The organism is Streptomyces solicavernae, assembly GCF_029968095.1.
GTDB lineage: Bacteria > Actinomycetota > Actinomycetes > Streptomycetales > Streptomycetaceae > Streptomyces > Streptomyces solicavernae.
On the sequence record NZ_JASCIR010000068.1, the window covers coordinates 1 to 7,026 of the forward strand.

The 7,026-nt window shown below is 68.1% G+C and carries 4 protein-coding genes and 1 pseudogene; 1 reads left to right on the forward strand and 4 read right to left on the reverse strand.

Annotated elements, in window-relative coordinates:
- Positions 1–158: 158 nt before the first annotated feature.
- Positions 159–343 (forward strand): annotated as a pseudogene (locus QIS99_RS31730) (IS701 family transposase); the annotation flags it as partial.
- A 145-nt stretch (positions 344–488) separates the two neighbouring features.
- Here the strand turns inward: QIS99_RS31730 and QIS99_RS31735 are convergent.
- From QIS99_RS31735 to QIS99_RS31750, 4 genes are all read right to left on the reverse strand, one after another.
- The gene (locus QIS99_RS31735; RefSeq protein ID WP_349017339.1) at positions 489–719 is read right to left on the reverse strand and encodes a bacteriocin immunity protein; all 231 of its coding nucleotides are present in this window, start codon (positions 717–719) and stop codon (positions 489–491) included.
- Between the two features lie 2 nt (positions 720–721).
- On the reverse strand, positions 722–5,491 hold the full coding sequence (locus QIS99_RS31740; protein WP_282517220.1) for a putative T7SS-secreted protein: 4,770 nt from the start codon (positions 5,489–5,491) through the stop codon (positions 722–724).
- Entirely contained in the window at positions 5,491–6,162 is a 672-nt protein-coding gene (locus QIS99_RS31745) for a hypothetical protein (RefSeq protein WP_282517221.1), read from the reverse strand. Before QIS99_RS31745 ends, QIS99_RS31740 begins: the two co-directional genes overlap by 1 nt.
- 88 nt (positions 6,163–6,250) lie before the next feature.
- Entirely contained in the window at positions 6,251–6,730 is a 480-nt protein-coding gene (locus QIS99_RS31750) for a hypothetical protein (RefSeq protein WP_349017340.1), read from the reverse strand.
- Positions 6,731–7,026 lie beyond the last annotated feature (296 nt).

Below are 7,026 nucleotides of genomic sequence, written 5' to 3' on the forward strand. Positions count from 1 at the left end.
ACCACTTCCGCCGCGTCTTTCGCCGCGTGGCGGGAGTGTAGCGGGGCTCCGGACGTGCGGGGGCGGTCTCACGGAGACCGCCGCTCGATCGTGCGACAACGCCGCAGGTAGTCACAGCGGCGGGGCAGCCTCCCAGAGTGATCACCGAGTATGCCGCCGTGCAGTGGAACCTCGAACTGGACGGTCTCTTCCTGGCCATCGACCACCGCTTCGGCCGTGTGGAGCTTCGCCGCCGCATGCGTGACTACGTACGCGGGCTGCCCGCTCCGGTGGCCCGCAAGAACAACTGGCAGCTGGCGAACAGGCTGGCCATCCCACGCCCGACGGCCTGCAGCACCTCCTCAAAAAACGTGGCGCACCGGCATGCGACTCCCTGTGAGGGGATGGCACACCAGGGACCTATCCGCGTAAGGAGTGAACCAGACATTCCTTACGCGACTAAATTCACACACACCTGCCAGAGATCCTCGCAGATCAGAAGCATCAGATCACAGCTCAATGGGACGGTAAGCGAGCGCCCGATCCACAACTTCTTCAGCCGTCAGTTTAGGATCATTGTAGTAGATGAGGTCCGTGACTCTCGGATGTGAAACATTCGCCTTCAACTGCTCAACGAGGGAATCTTCTTCCTCTTCGGAAAGGCGACCTTCAATCAGTTCCTGCACCATTCGAACGAGCTCCTCGCGAGATTTACGCATCTTCCGTTCCTTTCGTAGCATTATTAGCCGTTGCCAAAATGATACCCGCCGTCAAGGATCTCTTTATGGTAACGAGGAGTGACTACGGCCAAGTTGTCCAGGTCGTACACGCCACCACCGCGCTGAATGGGTTGCATGTGGTGAAGAACGTACCGTCCCTGCCCATGATGTTGCGCGGTCGGCGCAAAAGGTGCATTACCGTTCGCCATCGCGGTTTGTGCTGATTTGTCGAATTGCCCCGCTAGCTCAGGGTGACGGGAAACCTCTTCCCAGAAAGCCTTACGAAACTTGTCGAAACTCTCAAATTCTCGCCCCTGCAGACCTTCAGCAACCTGCCCTGGCACCCTCCCCGCGTTACCTTCCGAGCCTCTCAGCCATTGCCCTTCGACATTCGGTAGAGAGTCCCCGCCTGTAACCACACCAGGCGAGTTCCGAAGTTGGCCAGAACTTTTGCCAGGGTCTAGCTCATAAGGGCTCAGCCCTAGAGGGTCGACCGAGGCATGCGGATTCGACACATACGCAACGGGATTCGGTGCCGGATCCAGTCCGAGAGGGTCAAGAGTTAGGTACCGAGAAGCCTCCGGGTCATAGTGTCGAAAGTAGTTGTAGTGGAGCCCTGTCTCAGCGTCAAAGTACTGGCCCGGGAACCGAAGCGGTGTGTACGCAGTCGCACCCCGATACCAGGCCGTCGAGCCCCAAAGAGTGGTCCGCGCTCGCCAGGCAATCTCCCCTGCCTCGTCAAGGAGCTCGGTCGGTGTACCGACTAGGTCCGTGACGATCGTGAAGAAGCGTTCGTCGACCTCATCGTCCGTGAGTTGCTTGCGCTCCGTCTGGGCCAGCGGGTGCAGACCCTCGTACTCCCAAGTGAGCGTGACCATTTCCGGAGCTCCCGACACGTGGCTGGTCTGGTCACACAGCATGGGACCGTCCCAGGTGAAGTCAACCTGCTCCGCAACCGACTCGCCGTCCAGGGCAAGGCGCTGCTTGGAAGTTCGACGGCCCAGCGGATCGTAGGCATACCGCCACCGCACCCCGTCCGGAGTGACCACCGACGTCAGCCGGTCCTCCGCGTCCCACTCGTAGTGCCACGTGTCCGGCTTCCGGGACAGGCGGGTCTTCTGGCGGAGTACGACCCGCCCCTGCGCGTCGTGCTCGTAGCGGACGCCGCCCGCCGTGCGGATGCGTGTGCCCGCGTACGTGCGCGGGCCCGTTGCGTCCTGGCTGCCCGGCATCGGGGACGGCCAGGACGCGTCGGTCTGGTTGCCGGCCTCGTCGTACGCGTACGTCTCCGTCCAGCCCGCCGCGCGGACCGCCGTGACCCGGCCCACCGCGTCCAGGTCGAAGTGGCGCGTGCCGTTCAACTGGTCGTCGATGCGGGTGAGATGGCCGTCCGCGCGGTAGCCGTACGACCTGTGCTGGACCGGAGTATCAGCACCAGCACCGCCCCCGGCGCCCGTCACCGTCTGCGCGGTCAGGCGGCCCAGCGGGTCGTACATCTGAGTAACCGAGAGCGCGTCGCCGACACGGCGCGTCAGTTCGCGGCCCGCCGCGTCGTGGTCGAACGTCATCGTCCGCCCGGATGTCGTCAGCTCGGTCCGGTTGCCCGCCGCGTCGTACGCCCACCGGCTGTGCGCCCCCGCCGGAGTCGTACGGCCCACACGTCGGCCCAGCACGTCGTACTCGTACGACAACCGACGCCCGTTGACCGTCTCGTACTTGAGGCGTCCGTCCCGGTCCCGGAGGAGTTCGAGTGTCGCGTCCGGCCCGCGGGCCTCGGCCAGTTGGTCGGTCAGGTCGTACGCGAACGTCGTGACCCGGCCCGCCGCGTCCTTCCGCGTGATCCGGCCCAGCGCATTGCGCTCGAACGTGATCGTCTCGCCCAGGCCGTTCGTCCGGGCCGTCAGCCTGCCCGTCGCGTCGTGCGCGTACGTCAGCGTGCGGTCGTCGAAGTCCGTCTCGGAGGTCAGGCGGCCCGCGGGGTCGTACGTGTAACTCCACGTCAGCCCCTGCGGGTTGGTGACCTGGGTCAGGCGCAGTTCCGCGTCGTGGTCGAATTCGTAGCGCACGCCGTCCGGGCCCGTGCGGGCCGCCAGCAGGTCGAAGTGGGTGTACTCGAACCGCGTCACCCCGCCCATCGGGTCCGTGTGCGTCGTGCAGTTGCCCTCGCCGTCGTACGTCCAGGACTCCGACGAGCCGTCGGGGGCGGTGCGGCGCGACAGTTTGCCCTCGACCGTCCATTCGAGGTGCGTCACCGCGCCCATCGGGTCCACCACCCGCAGCGGACGGCCGTACGCATCCCGTTCGTACCGCGTCACCGCGCCCAGCGGGTCCACGACCTCCACCGGCAGACCCGAAGCATCGCAGCGCACCCGCGTCGTCGCGCCGAGGGCGTCCGTTACCGCCGCCAGGTGGCCGGCCTCGGTGTACGCGTACCGCGTCGTCGCCCCGCTCGGGGACGTCACCGCCGTACGGTTGCCGCGCTCGTCGTAGGCGTGGTGCCAGACCGTGCCGTCCGGGCGCACCACCCTGGTCGGCCGACCGTGTTCGTTGTACTCGGCGTGCGTCTCACGGCCGTCGGCGCGCGTGGCCGCCGCCAGGCGCCCGTCCTCGTCGTAGCGGTACGAGGTGGTGTGCCCGAGCGGGTCCGTGTGGGTCAGCAGGCGGTTGTAGCGGTCTCGTTCGAAGCGGGTGACGGCGCCCAGCGGGTCGATGTCCGCGACCACTTGGTGACGGTCGTTGATCAGATAGCGGCGCTCGTGGCCCTCGCCGGTGACCGCGCGCGTGACCCGCAGGCCGGTCGCCGGGTCCACCGTGTCGTAGTCGAGGCGCAGGGCCATGTGGCCTTCGGAGCCGCCCTCGGCGATGCAGCGGTCGGCGGTGTCGTACTCGTACGTATAGCTGCGGTCGTTCGTGTCCGTCCAGGACGTGACCCGGCTCGCCTCGTCGTACGTGAACTGCAGGGGCAGGCCTGAGGAGTTGGTGACCGTGACCAGGTTCCCGGACTCGTCGTAGCCGTAGCCGAGGAGTTGCCGGTCCGTGCCGTCGGGCGCCGCGGCCGCCAGGTGGAGGGCCGTGACCCGGCCTTCCGCGGTGGTGAGCCGGAGTCGGTAGCCGCCGCAGTGGTTGATCTCGGTCGGGGTGCCGTCGGCGTCGTACGAGAACGTGATCCAGTTGCCGTTGCGGTCGTCGATCTGCTCGATCACCGACAAGTGCTCGCCCCGGTCGGCGAAGTGCCGGACGCGGCCCGTCTCCGGGTCCGTGACCGTGTAGCCCGCCCCGTCCTCCGCGCGGTCGAGCGGCCGGCGCGGGCCGTGGCTCGGCATGACGGGAACGCCGGGCGCCGGGTGCGGATAGGCGAGCAGCAGGCCATCCTCGTCGACCAGCATGACGCCCTCGGAGTCGATCTCCAGGCGCTGGTCGACGGTGCTGGTCCAGGAGGGGCCGAACCAGCGGCCGAGGTGGTAGCCCGACTCGACGCGCCGCTTGAAGACCAGCGGCAGCACGCCGGGCAGCGTGACGTCGCTCTGCGGCAGGTACATCTTGCCGGTGGCCAGGTCGATCGGGTCGGTGCCTCCCGACTCGACGGATTCATCGACTCGCGAGGGCTGTGCGGGGTCTTCCTCGACCGCGTCCCGCGCGCCCCTCTTGCCGCCGCTCTCCGCCACGTCCGCGCCCGTCTTCACGCCGTGGCGGAGCGCGCTGCGGGCCAGGCCGGCGCCCTTGGTGCCGATCAGCTCGGGCACCAGACGGCCGAGGAATTCGGACGGGTCCTTCTTGAATCCGTCGATCGCGCCCTTCACCGCGCGCTCAGGATGCGCCACGGTCGACACCAGCCCGCTGGCCGTGAGGCTGAGGTTCTGCATGTACGCGGCCGGGTGCGTGACGTTGTACGGGTCGAACGGGATCAGGCCGCGGGCGAAAGTGACGATTCCTGCCGCGCCCTTGACCACGCCTCCGGCGAAGTGGGTCAGCTCCACCCCTTGGCTGACGCCGTAGTCCAACAACCCCATCTCGGCCCGGTCCAGGGGCGGCGGCTCGGCCGGCGCGTGGGCGAGTGCCTCCTTCACCGAGGCCGTGGCCACCCGCCCCATGTCGTCGCGTTGGCGCCTGGCCTCTTCCAGCAGTTCGGCGGCCCGCTTCTGGTCCGCCACTCCCGGGTCCGAGAACGTTTCCGGCGTCGGCCCGGGGTCTCGCTGCTCCGCGACGGCGGCGTTGTACGCGTCCACGCGCTTGTTGTACGAGGAGACCGCCCGCTCCGACTCCTCCTTGCCGCGCTTGTGCAGGGCGATGGCGTCCTCGGCCTGCCGCTGCGCCCAGGTGACCGTCTCCGCGAACCGGTTGAGGGCCTCGGCGGCCTGGCCGCAGGAGTCCGCGGCGTGCATCCACTTCTTGGGGTGCATCGTGAACTTGTCGCGGAACGCTTCGGCCGCCTCGCCCCGCCAGCTCGACGAGTCCAGGCCGCGCATTCCGGTGCCGACCCGCTCGAACGCGTCGTGGAAGTCCTTCAGGTGGGCGGCGCTCTCCCGGATCGCCTCCGGGTCGCCGTGCACCAGCTGCTTCGGGTCGTCGGTCGTGCCGAGCCGGTCCTCGGCCACCTCCGCACCGAGGTCCGAGGCGACTCCGTCGCCCCAGCCCTCGACGTTGTCGGCCACCCCTTCGGCGCCCACGTAGTCCAGGCCGTCGGCGACCACGTCGGTGCTCGCCTCGACGAGTTCGCCCGCGCCCTGCTTGACTCCGTCGACCACGCCTTCGAGCTTGCCGAGGCCGGCGTTGATCGCGTCTGAGATGCCCATCAGCCCTGCGCCCCCTGCTGACCGTCCGCGATGGCCTGCTGCTGGGCGGCCCTCGCCCGCTCCTTTGGGGATGGGCCGAACTGCTCATCCAGGGAACGCTCGTACTGCTCCTCGCTGATGCCTGCCGCTTCCAGGGTCGTGTCCCGGATGGGCGCTGCGAGCCCCATGTCCGAGGTGGCCAGGTCCCGGCCGGCGTCCTTCCAGCCCTGCTCCATGTTCGCCTTGGCCTGTTCCACGGTCTCCAGGCTGTAGTCCGGGTTGGCGAAGGCGTGGTTCTGCCGGATCTGGTCCCAGCTCTGGGCGGTGACCTCTTCCTCGGTCGCGTGCGGGTTGCCCATCAGGGCGTTCGCGCCGACCTTCAGCGTGCCGTCGATGTACTGCTCGGTCTCGTGGTACGCCCCGGCGGCCAGTCCCACACCCTGCGCGAAGTTGTTGCCCTCGATGAGGAGGGTGCGTACGCCCCATTCCCAGCGTTCGCAGAACTCCTCGAACGCCTTGGTCAGTTCGCCGTGCCCCAGCTGCACGCCGCTCAACGAGACGTTCTCGAAGCCTCTTCCGGTAGCCGCGTCACCGATCGAACCGAGCTCGCGCAGTTCGTCGAGCGCGTTGTTGATGCCCCGCTCGATCCGGTCGAGCCCGTCGGCCTTCAGCTCTTTCCACTCCGCACCCATGCGTGCGTGCCCCCCGTTTACTGCACTTGTGTGTACTGCACTTGCGTGGTGTCCCCGAAAGCCCGTCGTCGTCCGGGCTCTTGATGCGCTAGGCGTCGACTGCCACTGCGTCCGGGACGACTCCCGTCACCGGAGGAAACAGCACGGCATCCTGTTCATCGGCCGTGTCGAGGGCGACCCCACAGGGCATCCCGGACCCGGCCACGGCCGGCACAGCGACATCGAGGAGTCGCGCTCCCAGGACGCGCTGGTAGTCCCAGGGGCGGTCGCCTTCCCCGCGTGCGAGGGCGAACCGCGCCAGGGCGGCTTCGTCGGAGAACGCGAGAATCCATCGGATGCCGCTGTGCTCCGCGGTCCAGAAACCCTCGTCCTGGGCTGCTGTTTCGGGCCTCGGGCCTCCGCTGGTCAGCGGCACCAGCACGGCGGTACGCCGGAACTCGCCGAGCAGCGCCGCGAATTCGCGGCGGGCCTGCTCAGCGGATGGGGCGACGGCCGCCCCCGGTTGCCCGTCGGGCACACTCGGCTCGATGGCGGCCGACGGGCTCTTCGGCCCTGATGGGCCGGACACGTCAAGCCCTGCAATCTTCGATGGCGGCGCCAGTCCCGGTATGCCGCTCCCACCCCCGTGGTCGCTCATGCCGACCACCCTCACATGACGTCCTTTTCATATGCAACGCAGGCCCACGAGGGTGGCCGGATCATTCCGCCCGTGATCGGCTCAAACAAGGACAAGCCTTCACCAGCAGGCAGCCGATCCGGATCCGTACGCCCGCACAGGTGGCTTGATCCGGCCCTTCGCGCTCGGGGCGGCCGGCCGCGCAGCACGGGTACGAGGGCCGCCAGGACGCACTGTGCCGCCACGTA

Coding starts and splice junctions, on each gene's coding strand:
- QIS99_RS31735 (WP_349017339.1), bottom strand. CDS start 719: ATGCTACGAAAGGAACGGAAGATGCGTAAATCTCGCGAGGAGCTCGTT.
- QIS99_RS31740 (WP_282517220.1), bottom strand. CDS start 5,491: ATGGGCATCTCAGACGCGATCAACGCCGGCCTCGGCAAGCTCGAAGGC.
- QIS99_RS31745 (WP_282517221.1), bottom strand. CDS start 6,162: ATGGGTGCGGAGTGGAAAGAGCTGAAGGCCGACGGGCTCGACCGGATC.